The 22,970-nt window shown below is 68.3% G+C and carries 20 protein-coding genes and 1 tRNA gene; 7 read left to right on the forward strand and 14 right to left on the reverse strand.

What is annotated here, in order from left to right:
* Positions 1 to 9: 9 nt before the first annotated feature.
* Together ALSL_RS08645 and ALSL_RS08650 are read left to right on the forward strand one after the other, a co-directional pair.
* Positions 10 to 516: an RDD family protein gene (locus ALSL_RS08645; RefSeq protein ID WP_231700197.1), complete on the forward strand. Its 507-nt coding sequence runs from the start codon at positions 10 to 12 to the stop codon at positions 514 to 516.
* Positions 517 to 598: 82 nt separating this feature from the next.
* The gene (locus tag ALSL_RS08650; protein ID WP_126538331.1) at positions 599 to 1,849 is read left to right on the forward strand and encodes a polyhydroxyalkanoate depolymerase; all 1,251 of its coding nucleotides are present in this window, start codon (positions 599 to 601) and stop codon (positions 1,847 to 1,849) included.
* Between the two features lie 104 nt (positions 1,850 to 1,953).
* Here ALSL_RS08650 and ALSL_RS08655 read toward each other — a convergent pair.
* The 11 genes from ALSL_RS08655 to ruvB form a co-directional block, all read right to left on the reverse strand.
* Positions 1,954 to 2,029 (reverse strand) — tRNA-Lys (locus ALSL_RS08655).
* Positions 2,030 to 2,084: 55 nt separating this feature from the next.
* Positions 2,085 to 2,768 carry a 7-cyano-7-deazaguanine synthase QueC gene (gene queC, locus ALSL_RS08660; RefSeq protein WP_126538334.1) on the reverse strand — a complete coding sequence of 228 codons (684 nt, stop codon included), beginning with the start codon at positions 2,766 to 2,768 and terminating at the stop codon, positions 2,085 to 2,087.
* Positions 2,769 to 2,898: 130 nt separating this feature from the next.
* Positions 2,899 to 3,594 carry a 7-carboxy-7-deazaguanine synthase QueE gene (gene queE, locus ALSL_RS08665; RefSeq protein WP_126538336.1) on the reverse strand — a complete coding sequence of 232 codons (696 nt, stop codon included), beginning with the start codon at positions 3,592 to 3,594 and terminating at the stop codon, positions 2,899 to 2,901.
* A 5-nt stretch (positions 3,595 to 3,599) separates the two neighbouring features.
* Positions 3,600 to 4,457, reverse strand: coding sequence for a tol-pal system protein YbgF (gene ybgF / locus ALSL_RS08670; protein WP_126538338.1), 858 nt, complete (start codon positions 4,455 to 4,457; stop codon positions 3,600 to 3,602).
* 38 nt (positions 4,458 to 4,495) lie between these two features.
* Entirely contained in the window at positions 4,496 to 5,008 is a 513-nt protein-coding gene (pal, locus tag ALSL_RS08675; RefSeq protein ID WP_126538340.1) for a peptidoglycan-associated lipoprotein Pal, read from the reverse strand.
* 216 nt (positions 5,009 to 5,224) lie between these two features.
* Complete coding sequence (tolB, locus tag ALSL_RS08680) at positions 5,225 to 6,550, reverse strand: Tol-Pal system beta propeller repeat protein TolB (protein WP_174928835.1); 1,326 nt, start codon at positions 6,548 to 6,550, stop codon at positions 5,225 to 5,227.
* Positions 6,547 to 7,491 (reverse strand): cell envelope integrity TolA family protein, encoded by a 945-nt coding sequence (locus ALSL_RS08685; protein ID WP_126538344.1) that lies wholly within the window; start codon positions 7,489 to 7,491, stop codon positions 6,547 to 6,549. Before ALSL_RS08685 ends, tolB begins: the two co-directional genes overlap by 4 nt.
* Positions 7,475 to 7,927 carry a protein TolR gene (gene tolR / locus ALSL_RS08690; RefSeq protein ID WP_126538346.1) on the reverse strand — a complete coding sequence of 151 codons (453 nt, stop codon included), beginning with the start codon at positions 7,925 to 7,927 and terminating at the stop codon, positions 7,475 to 7,477. The genes ALSL_RS08685 and tolR overlap by 17 nt, the downstream gene beginning before the upstream one ends.
* Positions 7,928 to 7,943: 16 nt before the next feature.
* The gene (gene tolQ, locus ALSL_RS08695) at positions 7,944 to 8,633 is read right to left on the reverse strand and encodes a protein TolQ (RefSeq protein WP_126538348.1); all 690 of its coding nucleotides are present in this window, start codon (positions 8,631 to 8,633) and stop codon (positions 7,944 to 7,946) included.
* 24 nt (positions 8,634 to 8,657) lie between these two features.
* Complete coding sequence (ybgC, locus tag ALSL_RS08700; protein WP_126538350.1) at positions 8,658 to 9,089, reverse strand: tol-pal system-associated acyl-CoA thioesterase; 432 nt, start codon at positions 9,087 to 9,089, stop codon at positions 8,658 to 8,660.
* A 79-nt stretch (positions 9,090 to 9,168) separates the two neighbouring features.
* Positions 9,169 to 10,206, reverse strand: a complete 1,038-nt coding sequence (ruvB, locus tag ALSL_RS08705; protein WP_126538352.1) for a Holliday junction branch migration DNA helicase RuvB — start codon at positions 10,204 to 10,206, stop codon at positions 9,169 to 9,171.
* A 122-nt stretch (positions 10,207 to 10,328) separates the two neighbouring features.
* Here ruvB and ftsH point away from each other — a divergent pair, with 122 nt between their 5' ends.
* The 3 genes from ftsH (at position 10,329) to mutS (ending at position 16,449) form a co-directional block, all read left to right on the forward strand.
* On the forward strand, positions 10,329 to 12,215 hold the full coding sequence (gene ftsH, locus ALSL_RS08710; RefSeq protein ID WP_126538354.1) for an ATP-dependent zinc metalloprotease FtsH: 1,887 nt from the start codon (positions 10,329 to 10,331) through the stop codon (positions 12,213 to 12,215).
* Positions 12,216 to 12,290: 75 nt separating this feature from the next.
* Entirely contained in the window at positions 12,291 to 13,589 is a 1,299-nt protein-coding gene (locus tag ALSL_RS08715) for an O-acetylhomoserine aminocarboxypropyltransferase/cysteine synthase family protein (protein ID WP_126538356.1), read from the forward strand.
* Positions 13,590 to 13,857: 268 nt separating this feature from the next.
* The gene (gene mutS / locus ALSL_RS08720; protein WP_126540151.1) at positions 13,858 to 16,449 is read left to right on the forward strand and encodes a DNA mismatch repair protein MutS; all 2,592 of its coding nucleotides are present in this window, start codon (positions 13,858 to 13,860) and stop codon (positions 16,447 to 16,449) included.
* A 75-nt stretch (positions 16,450 to 16,524) separates the two neighbouring features.
* On the opposite strand, the gene ALSL_RS08725 is transcribed toward mutS, so the two are convergent.
* Both ALSL_RS08725 and efp read right to left on the reverse strand, forming a co-directional pair.
* On the reverse strand, positions 16,525 to 17,862 hold the full coding sequence (locus ALSL_RS08725) for a TRZ/ATZ family hydrolase (protein ID WP_126538358.1): 1,338 nt from the start codon (positions 17,860 to 17,862) through the stop codon (positions 16,525 to 16,527).
* Between the two features lie 144 nt (positions 17,863 to 18,006).
* Positions 18,007 to 18,576 carry an elongation factor P gene (gene efp / locus ALSL_RS08730; protein WP_126538360.1) on the reverse strand — a complete coding sequence of 190 codons (570 nt, stop codon included), beginning with the start codon at positions 18,574 to 18,576 and terminating at the stop codon, positions 18,007 to 18,009.
* Positions 18,577 to 18,660: 84 nt separating this feature from the next.
* Between efp and epmB the strand changes: the two genes are divergently transcribed.
* Together epmB and ALSL_RS08740 are read left to right on the forward strand one after the other, a co-directional pair.
* On the forward strand, positions 18,661 to 19,668 hold the full coding sequence (epmB, locus tag ALSL_RS08735) for an EF-P beta-lysylation protein EpmB (RefSeq protein WP_126538362.1): 1,008 nt from the start codon (positions 18,661 to 18,663) through the stop codon (positions 19,666 to 19,668).
* A 97-nt stretch (positions 19,669 to 19,765) separates the two neighbouring features.
* Positions 19,766 to 21,805, forward strand: coding sequence for an EAL domain-containing response regulator (locus ALSL_RS08740; RefSeq protein WP_126538364.1), 2,040 nt, complete (start codon positions 19,766 to 19,768; stop codon positions 21,803 to 21,805).
* A 48-nt stretch (positions 21,806 to 21,853) separates the two neighbouring features.
* Here the strand turns inward: ALSL_RS08740 and dksA are convergent, their stop codons facing one another.
* Entirely contained in the window at positions 21,854 to 22,876 is a 1,023-nt protein-coding gene (gene dksA, locus ALSL_RS13750; RefSeq protein ID WP_170172046.1) for an RNA polymerase-binding protein DksA, read from the reverse strand.
* Between the last annotated feature and the right edge of the window lie 94 nt (positions 22,877 to 22,970).

The raw sequence follows: 22,970 nt of genomic DNA on the forward strand, positions 1-22,970 counted from the left end.
GCCACGCCCGTGCGCAAGCCGTCGATGATCGTCGCCGCCCCCTGTCCGCTGTGGCGCCGCCTGCTCGCCCTCGTCTACGACCTGCTCGTGGTGGTGGCGATCGTGATGGTGGTCGGCCTGGTCTGCCAGCTGGCCACCGCTGGCCGCTTGATCGATACCACCCACGGTGCCGTGCGCGTGGCCGGGTGGTACCGACCGCTGCAGGCCGTGGTGGTCGGCGGCTATTTCCTCGCCTCCTGGTGCCGGGGCGGACAGACCCTAGGCATGCGCGCGTGGCGCCTGCGCCTGGTCAGCGCCGCGGGCGCCCCGCCAAGCCTGCGCCAGGCCCTCGTGCGACTGGCCCTTGCCGCGCTGCCGCTGGCCTTGCTGGCGCTCGTCCCGTACCTGGGCATGCGCATCGGTTTCGGCGCCATGCTCGCCGCCTGGGCGCTCGAGCTGATGCCGGCACGCTTGGACCCCGAGCGCCGTGCGCTGCATGATCGCCTCGCCGGAACCGTGCTGATCCGCCTGCACTGAACGCACATTTTGCGGCAATGCAGCACATCACCCGGGGAGGGTCTATGATGGCATCCACCGTTTCACCGACGTCGTGACCTTCATGCTCTATCAGATCCACGAATGGCAGCGTTCCTTCATGGGTCCGCTCAGCCACTTTGCCCAGGCCAGTGCGCGCATGCTCGGCGAACCCGGCAGCGTGTTCGCGCAATGGCCCGGGTCGCAACGCCTGGCCGCCGGCTATGAGCTGCTCTACCGGCTCGGCAAGGCCTACGAAAAGCCCGAATTCGGCATCCATCAGATCGACAAGCAGGGCCAGACCGTGGCCATCGTCGAGCGGGTGGCGATGGCGTTGCCGTTCTGCCAGCTGAAGCGCTTCAAGCGCTTCAGCGACGACCCGGCCACCATCGAGCAGATGAAGAACGAGCCGGTGGTGCTGGTCGTCGCGCCGCTGTCCGGCCACCACGCCACCCTGCTGCGCGACACCGTGCGCACGCTGCTGCGCGACCACAAGGTCTACATCACCGACTGGGTCGACGCGCGCATGGTGCCGGTGGAAGCCGGGCCGTTCCACCTCGACGACTACGTCGACTACATCCAGCGCTTCATCCGCCATCTCGGCGCCGAACGCCTGCACGTGGTTTCGGTGTGTCAGCCCACCGTGCCGGTGCTGGCCGCGGTCTCGCTGATGGCCGCGCGCGGCGAAACCACGCCGCGCACACTCACCATGATGGGCGGCCCGATCGATCCACGCCGCAGCCCGACCAGCGTCAACAACCTGGCCACCACCCAGCCGCTGGACTGGTTCCGTCATACGGTGATCGACACCGTCCCGGCCAACTATCCGGGGCGCGGGCGGCAGGTCTATCCCGGCTTTCTGCAGCATGCCGGCTTCGTGGCGATGAACCCCGGCCGCCACTTAAGCTCGCACTGGGATTTCTACCTCAACCTGCTGCGCGGCGACGAGGACGACGCCGAGGCGCACCGCAAGTTCTACGACGAATACAACGCCGTGCTCGACATGCCGGCCGAGTATTACCTGGACACCATCCGCATCGTGTTCCAGCAGTTCCTGCTGCCCCGCGGCCTGTGGGACGTCGCCGGCGAACGGGTCAACCCGGCCGCGATCAAGGACAGCGCGCTGCTCACCGTCGAAGGTGAGCTCGACGATATCTCGGGACCGGGCCAGACCGAAGCCGCGCACGATCTGTGCAGCGGCATCCCCGCCGAACGCCGGCGCAACCAGGTAGTGGAAGGCGCCGGCCACTACGGCATCTTCAGCGGCCGCCGCTGGCGCGAATCGGTCTATCCGCAGGTGCGGGATTTCATCAAGGCCTACGACCAGACCGCGTGAGCGCGCACCAGGTGCAAGGCGCCGCGTTTGGCGACAAACGGCTGCATTGAAGCCCGGGCGTATGGGGTGCGTTCGGGTCCTGGCCTATCCCTGGAACGCGAACCTGGTGGGTCGTGAGAGATTCGAACTCTCGACCAACGGATTAAAAGTCCGCTGCTCTACCGGCTGAGCTAACGACCCATGGGGAAGCCGGCAATTGTAGGGCTGCCGCGCAGGGGCGACAAGCCAAAACGCGTCAGCGATAGCGCGTGGGATCGGCCAGTCCCGCCTCGCGGAAGCCCTGGGCGCGCAGCCGGCAGGCATCGCAGTGGCCGCAGGCGCGGCCTTGCGCGTCGGCCTGATAGCAACTGACGGTGGCGGCGAAATCCACGCCCAGGCGCGTGCCTTCGCGCGCGATGTCGGCCTTGCTCATGCGCATCAACGGCGCATGGATGCGGATGTGCGTGCCTTCCACACCGGCCTTGGTGGCGAGGTTGGCGAGCCGCTCGAAGGCCTCGATGAAGGCCGGCCGGCAGTCGGGATAGCCGGAGTAATCCACCGCGTTGACCCCGCAGAAGATGTCCGCGGCGCCGAGGACCTCGGCCCAGCCGAGCGCAATGGACAGCATGATGGTGTTGCGCGCCGGCACATAGGTGACGGGAATGCCCTGCGCGGCGCCGTCCAGCGGCACCTCGATGTCGGCGGTGAGCGCCGAGCCGCCGATGCTGCGCAGGTCCACGCGCACGGTCTTGTGCTCGACCGCGCCGAGCAGACTGGCCACCCGCTCGGCGGCGGCGAGTTCCGCGTCGTGGCGCTGGCCGTAATCGACGCTGAGCGCATGCGCGGCATAGCCCTGTTCGCGCGCGATGGCGAGGACGACGGCCGAGTCCATGCCGCCGGAGACGAGCACCACGGCCTTGCGTTGGAGGTTGTCGGTCATGCCAGGTTCCATGCGGGTTGGTCAACGATCGGGAAAGGCGCCGGCGCGGCACGCCGACGGTGTGTTTTTTTGCATTCGGCGAGCGCGATGACCGTCACCGCCGATGCGCGTCGGCGCGCGATCGCATGCGTCACTTGCCGCGTGCGTCGTTCCACAGCAGCTTGTGCAATTGCAGCTGGAAGCGCACCGGCAACCGGTCGGCGAGAATCCATTCGGCCAGCGCGCGCGGCTCCACCGCGCCATGCACCGGCGAGAACAGCACCATGCAGCGGCGGTCGAGCGCATGCGCGGCAACGGCATCGCGCGCCCACTCGTAATCGTCGCGGCTGGCGATGACGATCTTGACCTGATCGTGCGGACGCAGGTGTGCGAGATTGCTCCACAGGTTGCGATCCGATTCGCTGGATCCGGGCGCCTTGAGGTCGAGCACCTTGCGCACGCGCGGGTCGACCCGCGACACGTCGAGCGCGCCGGAGGTTTCCAGCGACACCTCATGGCCGGCATCGCACAGCCGCGCGAGCAAGGCCAGGCAACGCTTCTGCGCCAGGGGCTCACCGCCGGTGACGCAGACATGGCGCGCGCCGTAACCGGCCACTTGCGCGAGCACATCGTCGATGGCGAGCCATTGCCCGCCGTGGAAGGCGTATTCGGTGTCGCACCAGGTGCAGCGCAGCGGGCAGCCGGTCAGGCGCACGAACACGGTCGGCCAGCCGATCGCATCGGCCTCGCCCTGGATCGAGTGGAAGATCTCGCTGATGCGCAGGAGACCTCGACGCGCCCGGTCCGACGCCGCTGGGCGGGCCGGAGATGCCGCTTCGACCTGCATGGCAATCAACCGGCCGGCGCGTTGAGCCTGCGCAGACGCTCCTGCGCCAGGCCCGCGGCCTTGGAGCCGGGATATTTGCTGATGACCGACTGCAGGGTCGCCTTGCCGGCATCCGTCTGCTTGAGTTCGAGCTGGCAGTAGCCGAGCTTGAGCAGCGCGTCCGGGGCCTTCTCGCTCTGCGGAAACTGCGTCAGCAGCCGCTGGAAGGCCTCGCGCGCCACCGGATAATTCATGGTGACGTAATAGGATTCACCGAGCCAATACCAGGCATTGGGCGCCAGCGCACTGCTCGGATGCTGCTGGATGAAGTCACGGAAGCCGCGGGATGCGGTCACGTAGTCACCCGCGCGCAGAGCCTTGAAAGCCGCGTCGTAGGCGGCCTGCTCGTCGGCGCTGATCGTCGGCGCAGGCGCCGCACTGGCGGCATTCGTACCCGCCGCTGCGGCCTTGGCCGGCTGCGGTACAGTGGCTGCGGAAGCCGGCGCGCTCGCCGTCGAGGCCGCTGCTGCGGTGCCGGGCGCCGCGTCATGCAACGCGGCCGGGGTCGACGAGGCGTTGGCTGCCGTGGCACCGGCGCCACCCTCGAGGCGCGTCAGCCGTGCATCCAGATCCACGTACTGCGCCTTGTTCTTGTCCTTCAGCTCCTGCAATTGATGCTGGAGCTCCTCGATCTGTCCCTGGGCCTGCTGCAGCTGACTCTGCAGTGCCACCAACTGGTTGACCAGCGCGGTGCCCTGATTCTGGTTCTGCGCCTGTTGCTCGAGCCGGCTGACCCGCTCGGCCAGGCTGAGCCGGGTGGTCTCCTGCGCCCGTGCCGGGCTGGCGACGAAACAAAGCATGGCGAGCGCGACTGCGCTCGCCATGCCACCAACGGCCCTGCGACGGAAGGCCGGCCGCCGCATCACTTGGCGGTGTAGACGATGTCGACGCGACGGTTCTTGCTCCAGCAATCCTCGTTGTGCTCACGGCACACCGGCTTCTCCTTGCCGTAGCTGATCACGCTGATCTGGCTGGCGGAAGCGCCGTTGGCCTGCAGGGCGCTGGAGACCGAGTTGGCACGGCGCTCGCCGAGGCCGAGGTTGTACTCGCGGGTGCCGCGCTCGTCGGCGTTGCCTTCCAGGCGGACCTGGGCCATCGGCCGATCACGCAGATACTTGGCGTGGCACGCCATGATCTGCTGGAACTCGGGCTTGACCTCGTCCTTGTCGAAGTCGAAATAGACGGCGCGCTGACGCAGGCAGGCATCGCGGTCCAGATCTTCGGGCGTGTAGCGACCGCTCTCGGGCGCCGCCTCGGTCACCGGAGCGGCCGGCTGAGGCGCCGGCGGCGCCGGCTTGACTTCCTGCTTCTTGGAGCAGGCGGCGGCACCCACGCAGAGCAGGGCGACCAAGGCAATACGGGTAGTCTTGTTCATGGTGACGTTCCTTTCGACGGTTGTTCCGAAGTTGTTCTGATTTTACGGCTTTGGGACAGTAGAAATGCCGGTGGTCCGGCTTGTTTTTCATCCAACACCTGCTCCATCGGCATGCCGGAATGGGCATTCCGATGCCCGGACGGGCGCGCCGGCAGCCCGGCACGCCCGTCCGATCGTTCCCCGGGCCGGCCGGAGAAACATGCCGGCCCGGAAATCTCATCGCTGTCGATAGGGCCCCCAGGCCGGTTCACGCACATCGCCATCGGCGAGCATCAGACGCTGGCGTACCATGCCGTCGGCCGAGACGGCATACAGCACTCCTCGCGGCCCTTCGGTGGCGGCATAAAGCAGCATGCTGGCGTTCGGCGCGAACTTGGGCGACTCGTCGATGGGACCCGGCGAAAGAAAGCGCACCTGCCCATCGAGACCAAGGTCCATGACCGCAATACGATACACGTTCCCGTTGCCCTGCACCATCGCCAGCTGCTTGCCGTCGAAGCTCACGTCGGCATCGTAGTTGCTTTGGCCCTGAAAGGTGATACGCGTGGGCGTGCCGCCGGTGGCCGGCATCTGATAGATCTGCGGACGACCGGAACGGTCGGAAGTGAAATAGATGCTTTGCCCGTCCGGTGCCCACACCGGCTCGGTATCGATGGCGAGGTTGTTGGTCAGGCGGGTCTCGCGGCGGCTGGCCAGATCCAGCACGAAGATCTCCGGATTGCCGACGTAGGACAACGCGATGGCAAGCTTGCTGCCGTCGGGCGACCAGGCCGGAGCGCCATTGATGCCGCGCGGGTGCGAGGCGACCAACTGGCGGGCACCGGTGGTGATGTCCTGGATGTAGATCTGCGAGTTGCCGCTTTCGAACGAGACGTAGGCGATCTTGCTGCCGTCGGGCGACCAGCGCGGCGTCAGCAGCGATTCGCGCGACCTGGCCACCACTTGCGGGTTGTAGCCGTCCGAATCGGCCACGATCAACGAATAGGTGGCGCGATTGCCCAGCCCCACCGCCGTGATGTAGGCGATGCGGGTCCAGAAGGCGCCGCGCACGCCGGTGATCTTCTGATAGACCGCATCGGCGATCTGGTGCGCCACGCCACGCAGGTCGCCCACGGGCACCGGCGGCATGGCCTGGTGCAGCAGGCTCTGCTGGCGGTTGACGTCCCACAGCTCGTATTCGACCTGGACCATGCCGCTGCCGGCATCATCGATGTGCCCGACGACGATGTAGTCCTGCTTGAGCAGCCGCCAGGTGGGGAACTTGATGTCCGCGCCGCGCGAGGGCGTCTCGACGATCTCGCTCCGGGCCAGCGCACGGAACTTGCCGCAGCGGTTGAAGTCGTTGCGCATGACGTCGGCCACGTCGGTGGGCAGCGGCGCGCCGCTCTGCGCGAACGGCACCACCACGATCGGCGTGGCGGTCTTGAGGCCGCCGGTGATCTCGACATTGAGCGCCTGGGCCGGTGCTCTCTCGAACGAGAGCAGACCGTACAGCAGCAGGAGGGCACTAAGGAATCCGAATCGTCGCATCGGCAGGCTCATCGCGGAATGAAAATGAAATCGATCTTGCGCCGGAACACGCTCTCGAAACCCTTGTAGGGCAAGGGTTGCGCACGCAGCACCGCATTCTCCACCGAACGTCGCCCGATTTCGTCATACGGACAGGCCGGATCGACCTCGACGTTCAGCACGTCGCCGCCGGGAAGCTGGGTGATGTGCACCACGCACGGAACATTCGGCATGTTATCGGGACGTAACCAATTCTGCGTGACCGCGTTCTGAATGGCGGCCATGTACTGGCCGAGCAGACCGCTGTCGGCCCCGTTGGTGCCGGTCTGGCGCTGCGCGGCGGGCGGCAGGTCGGGCAGACCGTCGTCCTTGGCGTTTTCAAGGTCGCGCAACTGCTGCTCGGCCTGCTTGGCCTTGCTGTCCAGATGCTTGACCTGGTGGGAAAGCCGGTCCATCTGCGCGAAGAGCTCCTCGACCTTGCGCTGTTCCTCCTCCTTGCGTTTGGCCGCCTGGGCGTCCAGTTCGGCCTGGCGCTGGCGCTGACGTTCTTCCTGCTCGCGCACGGCATCGGCGGCCTTTTCCAGGCCCTGGGCGACCACCTTTTCCTGGTCCTTGACGTCCGGATGCTCGGGCGGCGGCGGCAGCGTCTTCACCTTGGGCACTTCGAGGGCTGGCTTGGGCGGCGGCACGCTGGGCGGCGGCGGGACGGTATCGGGCTGCGGACGAGTCTTCACCGCCTTGGGCGGCGGCGCCCCGGTCGGGCCCACCAGAGTGGCCTCGATGACGGCGCCGGGCAGTTCCAGCGGCTTGCTGCAGGTGATCGGATTGAGCCCGGCGGGCAGATGCAGCGCCGCAAAGAGCTGCTCGTAGAACGAGCACGGGACCGTCGCCAGCGCGAGGAAGCCGATGATGCCGAGGTGCAAAAGGGCCGCCAGGAAGACCGCCCACGCCGTGGCCCTACTTTCGCGATACATGGTCCGGGCTCGTGCCCTGCGGCTGGCTCATCAGGCCGACCTTGGCCACGCCCGCCTGCTGCAGCTCGGCCAGCACGCGGTAGACACCGTCGTACTTGACGTCGCGATCGCCGGCGACCAGCACGTTCACTTCCGGATTGGCCTTGACGAAGGCGCCGACCTTCGCCTTCAGCGTGTCGATGTCGACCGTTTCCTTGCGGCCGCCGTCGACGGTGAGCCCCAGGCTGCCGTCCGCGGCGACCGAGACGATGACCGGATTCTTCTGGTCCTTGAGCGCCTTGGCCTGCGCCTGCGGCAGGTTGACGTCGACGTTGGCGTTCATCATCGGCGCGGTGACCATGAAGATGATGAGCAGCACCAGCATGACGTCGATGTAGGGAACGACGTTGATTTCCGACTTGAGTTTGAGGCGCTTGTGGCGCGCGGCGTTGCGCATGGCGTGGTTTTCCGCTTCAGCGCCCGTCGTCGGCCTGGATCTGCCGCTGCAGCACCGAGGAGAACTCCTCCTGGAACACCTCGTAGCGCGAGGCGATGCGCTCGACCTTGGTGGCATAGCGGTTGTACGCCCACACGGCCGGGATCGCCGCGAACAGGCCCATCGCCGTGGCGATCAGCGCCTCGGAGATGTGCGGGGCGACCACGCCGATGGTGACGTTCTTGAGCTCGCCCAGCCCCTGGAAGGCGCCCATGATGCCCCACACGGTGCCGAACAGGCCGACGTAGGGACTGATCGAACCCACGTTGGCGAGAAATTCGAGATTGCGCTCGAGCAGTCCGATCTCGCGGGTACCGGCCACGCGCATGGCGCGCTCGGTGCTCTCCATCACCAGCCGGGTGTCGTTGGAACGGCGCTGGCGCTGGCGGGCGAATTCGCGGAAACCCGCCTCGAAGATGGTCTCCATGCCCGTGCTGGCGCCGGCGCCGGCGTGGCTCACCTCGCGGAACAGTCCGGCCAGATCGCCGCCGGACCAGAAACGCTCCTCGAAGGCCTCGGCGTTTTCCATCGCCGCCTTCATCTGCGCATGCTTGCGGATGATGATGACCCAGGACAGGAACGAGAACACCAGCAGCAACAGCATGACCAGCTGCACCGGCAGGCTGGCATCGGCGATCAGTTTGAAGATGTTGAGTCCAGCGTTCATGGCCGGGGAATGCTCCACCGCTTATCAGCTTGACATGATGACATCGAGACCACCGGGAAGGGCCTCGTCTGGAATCTTCACCGGCTGCATGCGCGCAAGGTCCACGCAGGCCGCACGAACCTCGGCGCGGAGGAGTTCCGCACCGTCGTCGCGCCGGATCGATTGGGCGAGAAGGATACTGGCTGCGCGCCGTTCCTTGAGCGCCACCGTCACCTGGAGTTCATCATCCAGCAGGGCGGGCTTGCGGAAATCCAGCGTCATCGCGCGGACCACGAAGCCGATACCCAGGCGCTCGCGCAGCTTCGACTGGACGACGCCGCCGGCGCGCAGCCATTCGCTGCGGGCGCGCTCCAGGAAGCGCACGTAGCTGGCGTGATAGACCACGCCGCCGGCATCGGTGTCCTCCCAGTACACGCGCACCGGCCAGGAGAACGGAACGGGTGGGGTTGTCGACACGCGTTGACTCCTTGGCAAATGGCACGGGACGCTCGCCGGCGCTGAAAGCCGGCCAAGACCTCAGGCACTCGCGGCGCCGCTAGCCGCCACCCTCGAACAGGTCCGGCAATGCCTGCCTTGGCGGCGGCACGCGACCCAGGTGCCGCCAGGCGCGGGGCGCCGCCATGCGGCCGCGCGCGGTGCGGATCAGGAAGCCCTGCTGGATCAGGTACGGCTCGACCACGTCTTCCAGCGTGCCGCGGTCCTCGCTGAGCGCGGCGGCGAGCGACTCCACGCCGACCGGGCCGCCGTCGAAGGTCTCGACGATGGTGGCGAGCAGGCGCCGATCGAGTTCGTCGAAACCCTCGGCGTCGACCTTGAGCATGTCCATCGCCGCGCGGGCGGCGGCGAGGTCGATGCGCCCATCGGCGCGCACCTCGGCGTAGTCGCGCACGCGACGCAGCAGACGATTGGCGATGCGCGGGGTGCCGCGCGAGCGCCGCGCGATCTCCTCGGCGCCCTCGGCCGCGCAGGCGATGCCGAGAATGCGCGCCGAGCGGCGCACGATCGCGGCCAGTTCCTCGACGCTGTAGAACTCCAGCCGCTGCACGATGCCGAAGCGATCGCGTAGCGGCGCGGTGAGCAGGCCGGCGCGGGTGGTCGCACCGATCAGCGTGAACGGTGGCAGGTCCAGCTTGATCGAGCGCGCGGCCGGCCCTTCGCCGATCATGATGTCGATCTGGAAATCCTCCATCGCCGGATAGAGCACCTCCTCGACCAGCGGCGACAGGCGGTGGATCTCGTCGACGAACAGCACGTCGTGCGGCTCGAGATTGGTGAGCAGCGCGGCCAGGTCACCGGCGCGCTCGAGCACCGGGCCCGAGGTGGCGCGCAGGTTCACGCCGAGCTCGTTGGCGATCACCTGGCTCAGCGTGGTCTTGCCCAGCCCCGGCGGGCCGAAGATCAGCACGTGATCGAGTGCGCCGCCGCGTCGCTTCGCCGCCTCGATGTAGATCGCCAGCTGTTCGCGCACCGCGGCCTGACCCAAGTACTCGGCCAGGCGCCGCGGGCGGATGCTCGCCTCCAGCGCCTCGTCCTCGAGCTGGGCCTGCGGGGTGATGATGCGCGCCTCGGTCATGGTTTCATTATGGCAGAGCCTAAGGGCGTGGCCTTTAAAAAAACGCCGGCGGGCCCAAGCATGGGAGCCACCCGGCATGCGGGACGTGCTCCCGGCCGGTGACCGACATCGCGAGGGATCCCATGAACAAGCAGCAGCAACAGTTCTCGGTCTGGTACGTACCGCTCGCCCTGATGTTGCTCCTGTTCGCGCAGGATCTGCTGCTGCGACCACACATGCTCACGCTGAGCTACGACCAGTTCCTCAACGCGGTCCGCGGCGGCGCGATCACCGAGGTGGTGCTGGATGACCAGGCCTTGACTGGCAGCGCCCGTGCCGATGCCCTGGCCAAGGTGTTGCCCGGCGACCGCGCCGAGGCTCTGCGCCGGCTCGGCAACGCCGAGGTGCCTTTCTCGGTGGTGCGGGTCAACGACCCCGACCTGGTGCCGCGGCTGGAAAAGGCCGGCGTGCGCTTTGCCGGGCGTTACCAGAACCGCTGGCTGCCGCTGATTCTGTCCTGGCTGTTGCCCGCGCTCGTGTTCTTCGCCATCTGGAGCTACGTGATCAAGCGCATGGGCGCCGGCGGCGGCATGATGGCCATCGGCAAGAGCAAGGCGCGCATCTACGTCGAGACCGACACCAAGGTCACCTTCGCCGACGTCGCCGGCGCCGACGAGGCCAAGCAGGAACTGCAGGAGGTGGTCGAGTTCCTCAAGGATCCCAAGCGCTACGGCCGGCTCGGCGCACACGTGCCCAAGGGCGTGCTGCTGGTCGGGCCGCCGGGCACCGGCAAGACCCTGCTCGCCCGCGCCGTGGCCGGTGAGGCCGGGGTGCCGTTCTTCTCCATTTCCGGTTCGGAGTTCGTCGAGCTCTTCGTGGGCGTGGGCGCCGCGCGTGTGCGCGACCTGTTCCAGCAGGCGCGGGCCAAGGCCCCGGCGATCATCTTCATCGACGAGCTCGATGCGCTCGGCAAGGCACGCGGCGCCATTCCCGGCGCCGGCCACGACGAGAAGGAGCAGACCCTCAACCAGCTGCTGGTGGAAATGGACGGCTTCGACCCGAGCGAGGGCCTGGTGCTGCTCGGCGCGACCAACCGCCCGGAGATCCTCGATCCGGCCCTGCTGCGCGCCGGCCGCTTCGACCGCCGGGTGCTGGTCGACCGCCCGGACAAGCGCGGCCGGGTGGACATCCTCAAGGTGCATCTCAAGAAGGTGCGCACCGCGCCGGACGTCGATCCGGAGGCGATCGCGGCGCTCACGCCCGGCTTCACCGGCGCGGATCTGGCCAACCTGGTCAACGAGGCGGCGCTCCTGGCCACCCGCCGCAATGCCGATGCGGTCGCCATGGCCGATTTCACCGCCGCGGTGGAGCGTCTGGTCGCCGGACTGGAGAAGAAGAGCCGCGTGCTCAATGCCCGCGAGCGCGAGGTGGTCGCCCACCACGAGATGGGTCATGCGCTGGTGGCGATGGTGCTGCCCGACGTCGACCCGGTGCACAAGGTTTCGATCATCCCGCGCGGCATCGGCGCGCTCGGCTACACCATGCAGCGGCCGACCGAGGACCGTTTCCTGCTCACCCGCCACGAGCTCGAAAACCGCATGGCGGTGATGCTGGGCGGGCGCGCCGCCGAGCATCTGGTCTACGGCGAGCTGTCCACCGGCGCCGCCGACGACCTGGCCCGCGCCACCGACCTGGCTCGTAGCATGGTCACCCGCTACGGCATGGACCCGCAGCTCGGCCACGTGGTGTTCGAGGAGCAGCGCCCGCTGTTCCTGGATACCCCGGGGGCGGTGCGGCCGCGCGATTACAGCGAGAACACCGCCGCCCACATCGACCGGGCCGTGCACGACCTGGTCCAGTCGGCCTTCGACCGCGCGGTGGGCATCCTCGCCGAGCGCCGCGATCGCCTGCTGGCCGGCGCGCAACGCCTGCTCGCGCAGGAGACTCTGAGCGGCGAGGAACTGCGCAAGCTGCTGGAGGCTCCCGCACCGGCCGCGCCCTCCACTGCCCAGGAGGCTGCAAGCCCCTGAGGCACCGCCGGTGGGACGCGGCGGCCTCAGGGCGTCCTAAGATGGCCGGGTTCATCCCGCCTGAAAGGAACACCCATGTCGTCCCAGTGGAAATTCGAGACCCGTTCGGTGCATGCCGGCTACAGCCCGGATCCGACCACCAAGTCGGTGGCGGTGCCGATTTATCAGACCGTGGCCTATGCCTTCGACAGCGCACAGCACGGCGCCGACCTGTTCGATCTCAAGGTGCCGGGCAACATCTACACGCGCATCACCAACCCGACCAACGACGTGCTGGAAAAGCGCGTGGCGGCGCTGGAAGGCGGCATCGGCGCGTTGGCGGTGGCCTCCGGCCAGACGGCGATCCTCTACGCCATCCAGACCATCGCCGAGGTGGGCGACAACATCGTCAGCAGCACGGCGCTCTACGGCGGCACCTACAACCTGTTCGCGCACACGCTGCCGCAGCAGGGCATCACCACGCGTTTTGCCGACCATCGCGATCCGCAATCGTTCGACCGGCTGATCGACGCGCGCACCAAGGCCGTATACGTGGAAACCATCGGCAACCCGGCCGGCAACGTCACCGACATCGCCCGCATCGCGGCCATCGCACACGCGCACGGCGTGCCGCTGATCGTCGACAACACCGTAGCCACCCCGTACCTGGTGCGCCCGTTCGAGCACGGCGCCGACATCGTGGTGCATTCGCTCACCAAGTACATGGGCGGACACGGCACCACGCTGGGCGGCGCCATCGTCGATGGCGGACGCTTCCCCTGGGCCGAACACAAGGACCGCTTCCGGCGTCTCAACGAACCCGACGTCAGCTACCACGGCGTGTGCTACACCGAGGCCATGGGTGCGGCCGCCTACATCGCCCGCGCCCGGGTGGTGCCCTTGCGCAACACCGGCGGCGCGCTCTCGCCGTTCAACGCGTGGCAGATCCTGCAGGGCATCGAAACCCTGGCGCTGCGCATGGACCGCATCTGCGACAACACCCGGAAAGTGGCCGAATTCCTGCAGCGCCACGCCAAGGTCGCCTGGGTCAGCTATGCCGGCCTGCCCGACCACGAGGATCACGCGCTGGCGCAGCGCTACATGGGCGGGCGGGCCTCCGGTCTGCTGACGTTCGGCGTCAAATCGGCCGCCGGCGAGGACGCGCGTGCCGCCGGCGCGCGTTTCCTGGATGCGCTGCAACTGTTCACGCGACTGGTCAACATCGGCGATGCCAAGTCGCTGGCCACCCATCCGGCCAGCACCACGCACCGCCAGCTATCGCCCGAGGAGCTGGCCAAGACCGGCGTCAGGGAAGAAACCGTGCGCCTGTGCGTGGGCATCGAGCACATCGACGACCTGCTGGCGGACCTGGAGCAGGCGCTGGCCAAGGTGTGAGGCGGTCGGCACGCGGCGCCCTTTCGATCATCCACACCAAGCGAAAAACATGGAGATGATGGGCGCAGCGGCGCGGCGCGCGCCTTTGCCCTTCGCCAAGGACCGCGCCGCGCTTCGGTCACCGCCCCTCGTCGGCACCGCAAGGCGTTCGCACGCGCGGGAGCGGTGATCGAGCCGCCGCCCGCGGTTAAACTCGCCGGTCCGCCGCGAGGTCCCTGCCTTGAACGATCCCAGCCCCGCCGCACCGCTCGACGCCCACACGCCCTTGATGCGGCAATACCTGGCCGCCAAGGCGCAGCATCCGGACATGCTGCTGTTCTTTCGCATGGGCGATTTCTACGAGCTCTTCTACGACGATGCGCGCAAGGCGGCGCGGCTGCTCGACATCACCCTGACCCAGCGCGGACAATCGGCCGGCGCACCGATCCCGATGGCCGGCGTGCCCTATCACGCAGCGGAGAATTACCTCGCCCGGCTGGTGCGGCTCGGCGAATCGGTGGCGATCTGCGAGCAGATCGGCGATCCCGGCGGCAAGGGCCCGATGGAACGCAAGGTGGTGCGCATCGTCACCCCGGGCACGGTGACCGACGAGGCGCTTCTGGAAGAGCGCCGCGACAACCTGCTGCTGGCGATCGCCGCCGGCGCGCGCGGCGGTTACGGGCTGGCGTGGATCGATCTTGCCGGTGGGCGTTTCCTGCTCAACGAGGTGGGTGACGCCGAGGCGCTGGCCGCCGAGCTGGCGCGTCTGCAGCCGGCCGAGACCCTGGTCGATGAAAGCGTGGCCTGGCCGAAACTCATCGCCGCCCTGCCCGGCCTGCGCAAGCGCCCGCCGTGGCATTTCGACGAAGCCAGCGCGCGACGCGAGCTGATGCGTTTCTTCGGTACCGGCACGCTGCAGGGCTTCGGCGTCGACGGCATGCCGCTCGCCATCGCCGCCGCCGGCTGCCTGCTCGGCTACGTGGAAGAAACCCAGAAGAGCGCGCTGCCGCACCTGACCGGCATGGCCGCCGAGCCGATCGGCGAAACCGTGCTGCTGGATGCCGCCACGCGCCGCCATCTGGAACTGGACCACCACCCGGGCGGACGCGGCGCCCACACCCTGCTCGGGGTGCTGGACACGACGGTGACGCCGATGGGCGCGCGCGCCTTGCGGCGCTGGCTCAACCGGCCCTTGCGCGATCGCGCGACGCTGCGTGCCCGGCAGCAGGCGATCGGCATGCTGCTCGAAGCGGGCCGGCATCGCACGCTGCGCGAATGCCTGCGCGGCATCGGCGACCTGGAACGCATCCTGGCCCGCGTGGCGTTGCGCTCGGCGCGACCGCGCGATCTTTCGACGCTGCGCGATGGCCTGTGCGCCGCGCCGGGTCTGGTCGAGGCGATCTTCCCTGCGCAGGCCGGGGAGACGGATCATGCCCTCCTCTCGCCCCAGCAGAGTCCACGACTCGCGGCGCTGATGGCGCAGCTGTCCGGACACCAGCCAACCGTCGAGCTGCTGACCCGCGCGGTGGTGCCGCAGCCGCCGGCGCTGCTGCGCGATGGCGGCGTGATCACGCCCGGTTTCGACGCCGAGCTCGACGAGCTGCGCCAGCTCGCCGAGCATGCCGATACATTCCTGCTGGCGCTGGAGGAACGCGAGAAAGCCGCCACCGGCATCGCCACGCTCAAGGTCGGCTACAACCGCATCCACGGCTACTACATCGAACTGGGCCGCGCGCAGGCCGACAAGGCGCCGGCGCATTACACGCGACGGCAGACCACCAAGAACACCGAGCGCTACGTCACCGCCGAGCTCAAGGCCTTCGAGGACAAGGTGCTCTCGGCGCGGGAACGCGCGCTGATGCGCGAGCGGATGCTGTACGAGGGCCTGCTCGACGCGATCGCGGAAAACCTCCAGGCCCTCAAGGCGACCGCCGCCGCGCTGGCCGAGCTCGACGTATTGGCCGCATTGGCCGAACGCGCCGACACGCTCGACTGGCGGGCGCCGGAACTCACCGACGAACCCGGCATCGTCATCGAGCGCGGGCGGCACCCGGTGGTCGAACAGGTGCGCGAGGAACCTTTCGAGCCCAACGATCTCGTGCTCGACGAACGCCGTCGCATGCTCGTCATCACCGGCCCGAACATGGGCGGCAAGAGCACCTACATGCGCCAGAACGCGCTGATCGTGCTGCTGGCCCACATCGGCAGCTACGTGCCGGCGGCGCGCGCCGTGATCGGCCCGATCGACCGCATCTTCACCCGCATCGGCGCCGGCGACGACCTCGCCCGCGGCCAGTCCACCTTCATGGTGGAAATGAGCGAGACCGCCAGCATCCTGCACAACGCCACGGCCCACAGCCTGGTGCTGATGGACGAGGTCGGCCGCGGCACGTCGACCTACGACGGGCTTGCCCTGGCCCGCGCGACGGCGGTGCACCTGGCCACCGTCAACCGCGCCTATACGCTGTTCGCCACGCACTATTTCGAACTCACCGCGCTGGCCGACGAATACCCCGGCATCGCCAACGTGCACCTGGACGCCGCCGAGTACGGCGAACAGCTCGTGTTCCTGCATGCGGTGAAGGAAGGACCGGCCAATCGCAGTTTCGGCCTGCAGGTGGCGGCACTGGCCGGCCTGCCCAGGAGCGTGCTGGCCGAGGCCAAGCGCACGCTGGCCGAGCTCGAGCGCAGCTCCACGCGCCGCACACGCCCGACGCGACCGGTGGACGAAACCCCGCAACTCAACCTGTTCACCACCGAAGCCACGGCACTGGAACGGGCGCTGGACGCGCTCGATCCGGATGCGCTGGCCCCGCGCGAGGCGCTCGCCGCGCTTTACCGGCTGAAAGCCCTGCGTGGGGCTGGTGGGGGCGACGCATAGCCGTGGGCTATGGCCTCCATCCAAACAAACGACTTCTGCGCCGGCGACTCGGCGCCGGGGCCTTTTTGGATGGCTTTACGGCCGGATGGCCGCGATGCGCTCGCGCCAGGCGCGCGTGCGCGCCTGCAGGCCGGCGAGATCGAAGTCCACGAGCTCTCGCCCGGCGAGCCGACGCCTGCCGGCGATCCACACGTCGCTGACCTGCTGACGCCCGGTCGCATAAGCCAGCTGCGAGGCGAGGTGATAGAGCGGCTGGGTTTCCAGATCGGACAGCCGCACGGCGGCGAGATCGGCCTCTTTGCCGGGCGCGATCGAGCCGATGCGCTCTTCCAGCCCCAGCGCGCGCGCGCCGCCGAGCGTGGCCGCACGCAGCGCGCAAGCCGCGTCGAACGCCGCCGCGTCCTGCGCCACCGCCTTGGCCAGCAGCGCCGCGGTGCGCAGCTCGCCGAACATGTCCAGATCGTTGTTGGAGGCACAGCCGTCGGTGCCGATGGCGAGGTTGACGCCGGCGCGGCGCAGCTTTTCCGCCGGACAAAAGCCGGAGGCGAGCTTGAGGTTGGATTCCGGGCAATGCACCACCGACACGCCAGCCTCGGCGCAGGCGGCGATCTCGCCGTCGGTGAGCTGGGTCATGTGCACCGCGATCAGGCGGTCATTGATGAGCCCGAGCTTCTGCAGGCGCTGGAACGGACGCAGGCCGGACTGCCGTTTCTCTTGCCCGACCTCGTGCGCGGTCTCGTGCAAGTGCAGGTGCACCGGAATATCGAGCTGGTCGGCCAGCAGGCGGATGCGCTCGAAGCTCTCGTCCGCGACGGTGTAGGGCGCATGCGGCGCGAAGGCGGTGGACACCAGTGGATCGCCGAGGAAGGCATCGTGCACCTCGCCGGCGCGCTCGAAATACTCATCGCGGCTCTTGGCCCAGGGCGTCGGGAACTCGATCACCGGCAGTCCAACCACGGCGCGGAAGCCGAGCTTGCGGTAGGTGGCGCCGATGGCATCGGGGAAGAAGTAGTTTTCGTTGGCGCAGGTGGTGCCGCCGCGGATCATCTCCGCCACGGCGAGCTCCACGCCGTCGCGCACGAATTCGGGCCCGAGCACCTTGGCTTCCACCGGCCAGATGTGCTGCTCGAGCCACACCATCAGCGGCAGGTCGTCGGCCAGCCCGCGCAGCAGGGTCATCGGGTTGTGCGTGTGGGCATTGACCAGGCCGGGGATCAACGCGTGCTCGGCCAGTGTCACACACTCGCGCGGCGCGTAGGCGGCACGCGCCTCGGCGATCGGCAGCAGCGCCACGATGTGCTCGCCCTGCACCACCACCGCGTGGTCTTCCAGCACGACGCCGTGCGGCTCGACCGGCACGACCCAGCGCGCCTCGATCAACAGGTCGATCGGTTGCGGAATGCTCAAGGTCATCATGCGCTCGCTTGCGAAGTGGGTGATGTGACGAGGGGCGGTGCCTTGGCTACCGCCCCTCGTTCGACTTGTCGCGCCATCCGGTTGCGGTGGCGATGTGCGGCGGCCCTCGGTGCGTGCGCCGCACCGGCCGGTGCCGCCGCGTCACTTGCCGACGCGGCCGACGTATTCGCCGGAGCGGGTGTCGACCTTGATGACCTCGTCCTGGCCGACGAACAGCGGCACGCGCACCACGGCGCCGGTTTCCAGGACGGCCGGCTTGCCGCCGCCGCCGGAGGTGTCGCCGCGCACGCCAGGGTCGGTCTCGACGATCTTCAATTCCACGAAGTTCGGCGGCTGCACCGCGATGATCTCGCCGTTGAACAGCGTGACCACGCATTCCTCCTCGCCCTTGAGCCACTTGGCCGCGTCACCCACGCCGGCCTTGGTGGCCTGATGCTGTTCGAAGGTCTGCGGCTGCATGAAATGCCAGAACTCGCCATCGGAATACAGGAACTGCATGTCGGTGTCGGTGACGTCGGCGACTTCGAAACTGTCGCTGGACTTCATCGTCTGCTCGGTGGTGCGGCCGGTCTTCAGGTTGCGGATGAAGATGCGGGTGAACGCCTGGCCCTTGCCCGGCTTGATGAAGTCGGCGTCGGTGATGACCCACGGGTCGCCGTTGTGCAGGATCTTCATGCCCTTCTTGACGTCGTTGAGACCGACAGTGGCCATGCGTGTGCTCCGAGAAAGAAACCGTGCGGGACGGCTAGAATGGGTAGATGACGCGGGGCCCGCCCGCGGCGTTTCAAGTCGCTCATGATAACCGCAAGCCCTTCCGGGCGCCTATCGCAAGCCGAAGACTGGCGAGAACACTGGCGCCGCGCGATCACCGACCCAGGCGAACTGCTCGCGCACCTGGGCCTCACCGAACTGGCCGCACGCATCCCTGCAGACGGGGCCGGTTTCAGGCTGCGCGTGCCGCGCGGTTTCGCCGCGCGGATGCGGCCGGGCGATGCGCGCGATCCGCTGCTTCTGCAGGTCTTGCCGCAGCTGGCCGAGCTTGAGGCCGTGCCGGGTTTCGTCACCGACCCGGTGGGCGACCTCGCCGCGCGCGAAGCGCCGGGCCTGCTGCACAAGTACCAGGGTCGCGCACTGCTGATCGCCAGCGGCAGTTGCGCCGTCCATTGCCGCTATTGTTTCCGCCGGCATTTCCCCTATGGCGAGGAAACCGCCGCGGCCGGGCAATGGCGGCAGGCGCTCGCGCATGTCGCCGCCGACGCATCGATCCGCGAGCTCATTCTCTCCGGTGGCGATCCGCTCGCGCTGGCCACGCCCAAGCTCGAGGAACTCACCCGCGGCCTGGCCGACATCGCGCACGTGAAGCGGCTGCGCATCCACACCCGGCTGCCGGTGGTCCTGCCCGAACGCATCGACCAGGCCCTGCTCGCCTGGCTGGCCTCCTTGCCGCTCGAAAAGGTGCTGGTGCTGCACGCCAACCACGCCAACGAGTTCGATGCCGCGGTGGACCGTGCCTGCGCGCGGCTGCGCGAGGCCGGCGTGCTGCTGCTCAACCAGTCGGTGCTGCTGCGCGGCATCAACGACGACGCGGATGCACTCGCCGCCCTGTCCGAGCGGCTCATCGCCGCCGGCGTGCTGCCCTATTACCTGCACCAGCTCGATCCGGTGCAGGGCGCGGCCCACTTCGCCGTCGACGATGCCCGCGCCCGCGGCCTGGTCGAATCCCTGCGCGCGCGGCTGCCGGGCTATCTGGTACCGCGCCTGGTACGCGAAGTGGCGGGAGATCCCGCTAAACGGCCGCTATGACTTTTGATGCCGGCGTCTTTCGCCGGCCTTGGGCGCTGGCGGGAGGCCGCGGAATCGGCTAAAACCCTTGACCTCGAGCGCCCAGCCCCGGCGGCCCATGAACAATGACGCGGTCATCAAGATCCTCTTCCTGGACAAATCGCTCGAAGAGGCCGAGCAGGTCATCAGTCTGCTGCGCAATGCGGGCATCGCCGTACGGCCGTCCAGGGCCGGCGAACTCGCGCAAGTGCGGCCGGAACTGGAGGCACACGATCCGGATCTGGTGCTCTTCGACCCGCAATCGGGCATCGCCCTGCGTGAGCTGATGGGCGAGCTCGACGCCCACGGACGCGATCTCGCCCTGGTGGCGCTGGTCGACCGGCTGGACAATCAGATCGTCGCCGAGCTTTCCGGCGGCGGCGTGCGCGGCATGGCACTGCGCACCCACCCGCAACAATTGATCGCGGTCCTGCTGCGCGAGTTCGAATCCCTGCGCACGCGGCGCCAGGTACGCCTGCTGGAGGCCGCCTTGCGCGAGAGCGAGCGCCGCTGCGACGCGCTGCTGGATTCCTCGACCGACCCGATCGCCTACGTGCACGACGGCATGCACGTGCGCGCCAACCGCGCCTACCTGGAAACCTTCGGCTTCGAGACCCTGGACGACCTGCTCGGCCTGCCGGTGCTGGACCTGATCGGCACCGCCGACACCGATGCCTTCAAGCAGCTGCTGCGCGCGCACGCGCGCGGCGAAAAAGCCGACACCACTCTCACCCTCAGCGCGCGGCGCGCCGATGCCAGCACCTTCCAGGCCACCGCCGAGTTTTCCCATGCGACCTTCGAAGGCGAGCCCTGCCTGCAGATCGTGTTCCGGCGTCAGCAGGTGGACCCCGCGCTGCTGGAACAGCTGCAGCGCGACCCGGTGACCGGCCTCTACAACCGCGGCCGCCTCCTGGAATGCATCGACGAAGCGGTCACCCATGCCGCCAAGGGCACGCGCGGCCAGGCGTTGCTGCTCATCGAACCCGACCATTGGCAGGACATCGTCGCCAACATCGGCCTCGGCCAGGCCGATGAACTCCTGGCCGCGTTCGCCGAGCGGGTCCGCCGGCATCTCGAACCGGACGACGCCGCCGGCATGCTCGCCGAACACACCCTGGGCGTAGTGCTCGCCCCGCGCAGCGACGAGGCCGTGCATGCCTGGATCGACACCCTGCAGCAGACCGTGGCCAGCGGCATTTTCGATCTCGGCACGCACTCGATCACTGTCACCGCCAGCATCGGCGGCAGTCTGCTCGGCGAGCGCAATGCCAATGCGGAACTCCTGCTGGGCCAGGCCAGCCAGGCCCTGCGCAGCGCGCAGACCCAGGGTCTGGGACGCGTCGAGCTGCACGATCCGGCCGCCCGCGAAAAGGCCGAGGAGGAACGCGAGCGCGCCTGGCTGGAGCTGATCCGCGAGGCACTGGCCAGGAACGGCTTCATCCTCTACCAGCAGCCGGTGATCAGCCTGCAGGATGCCGAGGGCGAGTTCGCCGAGATCCTGTTGCGCATGCAGGGGCCACAAGGCGAGGTGTTGCCCGGCTTCTTCCTGCCGATCGCCGAGAAACACGGGCTGACCGTGGCCATCGACCGCTGGGTGATCGACCGTGCCCTCGACGCACTCAAGGCGCGCGAGATGCAGGGCGTCAAGACCACCTTCTTCGTCAAGCTGGCCGCCGCCACCCTGCAGGACGAAGCCACCCTGCCGTGGCTGGCCGAGCGCATGGCGCGCGCACGCCTGCGCCATGGACGGCTGGTCCTGGAAACCACCGAGAGCAAGGTGATGACCCTGCTGCGCCCCGCGCAGGCGTTCATCGCGGCCTGGAAGGGTATGGGCGGAGGCTTCGCGCTGGAGCAGTTCGGTTCGGGGCTGAATTCGTTTCAGCTGCTGCGCCACGTGGACGCGGACTATCTCAAGATCGACCGCAGCTACATGGCCCAGCTGCCGCGCCACCCGGAGCATCAGCAGAAGATCACCGAGATCTGCCAGCAGGCGCGCGAACTCGGCAAACTCACCATCGCCGAATGGGTGGAAGACGCCGCCAGCACCTCGCTGCTGTTCGCCTGCGGCGTCGATTTCGTGCAGGGCAATTTCCTGCAGGAACCGCAGCGGCTCGACTAGCCCCGCCAAGCCGCACGCGCCACCGCGAGCGCGGCCGCGCGCGGTGGTTCATTCGCCCATCTGTTTCTGCAGGTGCTCGCGGCGTTCCTGCGCATCCAGCGACAGCGTGGCGATCGGCCGGGCCTCCAGCCGCTCGATGCCGATTTCCTCGTCGGTTTCCTCGCAGTAGCCGTAGCGGCCTTCCTCGATCCGGCGCAGCGCCTTGTCGATCTTGGAAATCAATTTGCGGTAGCGGTCGCGCGTGCGCAGTTCAAGGGAGTTTTCGGTTTCGCGGGTGGCGCGCTCGGCCTCGTCGCCGACGTCGCGGACTTCGTCGCGCAGGTTTTCCATGGTCTGGCGCGACTCCTCGACCAACTGCTCGCGCCATTCGCGCAGCTTGTTGCGGAAATAGGCCAGCTGCCGCGGGTTCATGTATTCCTCGTCCGGCGAGGGACGGTAACCGGGCGGCAGTTCGATGTTGACATGCGCAGGCAGCGCATAGCGCCCATCCTCGCGGGTGACGCCGTTGTCGAGCTGGGTATGGTTTGACTGCTTCTTCATCGGGGACTGCGGGGCAGGCTGTTTGGGAGGGGCGGCGTGTGCGATGGCGGCGGAAGACGTCACCGCACGGTTTGCAGGTTCGGTGGCAGAGCCGGGTGCCGGCACGGGGCCGGCCGAGGGCCGGGGCTTGGCCGGCGTCTTGCCTGTCGCGGCTTTGGCCACAGGCGCGGCGGGCGGCGCCTGCCGACTCGGTGCCGACGCGGGCTTGCTCCGCGTCGGCGCGGACTGTTTGGTCACGGGCTTGGCCGGCTTGGCGACCTTGGCCGTGACCTTGGCCTTGTCCGCCACGGGCGACGACCGCTTGGTCACTGACTTCGCGGCCGGCTTGACGGCCTTGCGCCCGGCCGGACGCTGGGCCGTCTTGGCGGCCAGCTTTTTGGCGGCCGGCTTGCGTGCCGGCGTCGCCGCGGCGCGACGGGCACCGGCGGGTGCAGCCTTGGCGCGCCCGGCTGTGGTCTTCGTGACCTTAGAGGCAGTGGTCTTGGCCTTGCGCGTCTTGCTGGCAGCCGAGCTGGGCGTGGATTTCGCCATTTCCCTCACCATTTACGTTGGCCGTGGCGGCCGGCTGTTATAGCCCATGCCCCTCGGGGCGGCAACTTAAAAAAACTTTTCTGGGATACTGGAC

Source organism: Aerosticca soli (genome assembly GCF_003967035.1).
In the GTDB taxonomy this organism is placed as follows: Bacteria; Pseudomonadota; Gammaproteobacteria; order Xanthomonadales; family Rhodanobacteraceae; genus Aerosticca; species Aerosticca soli.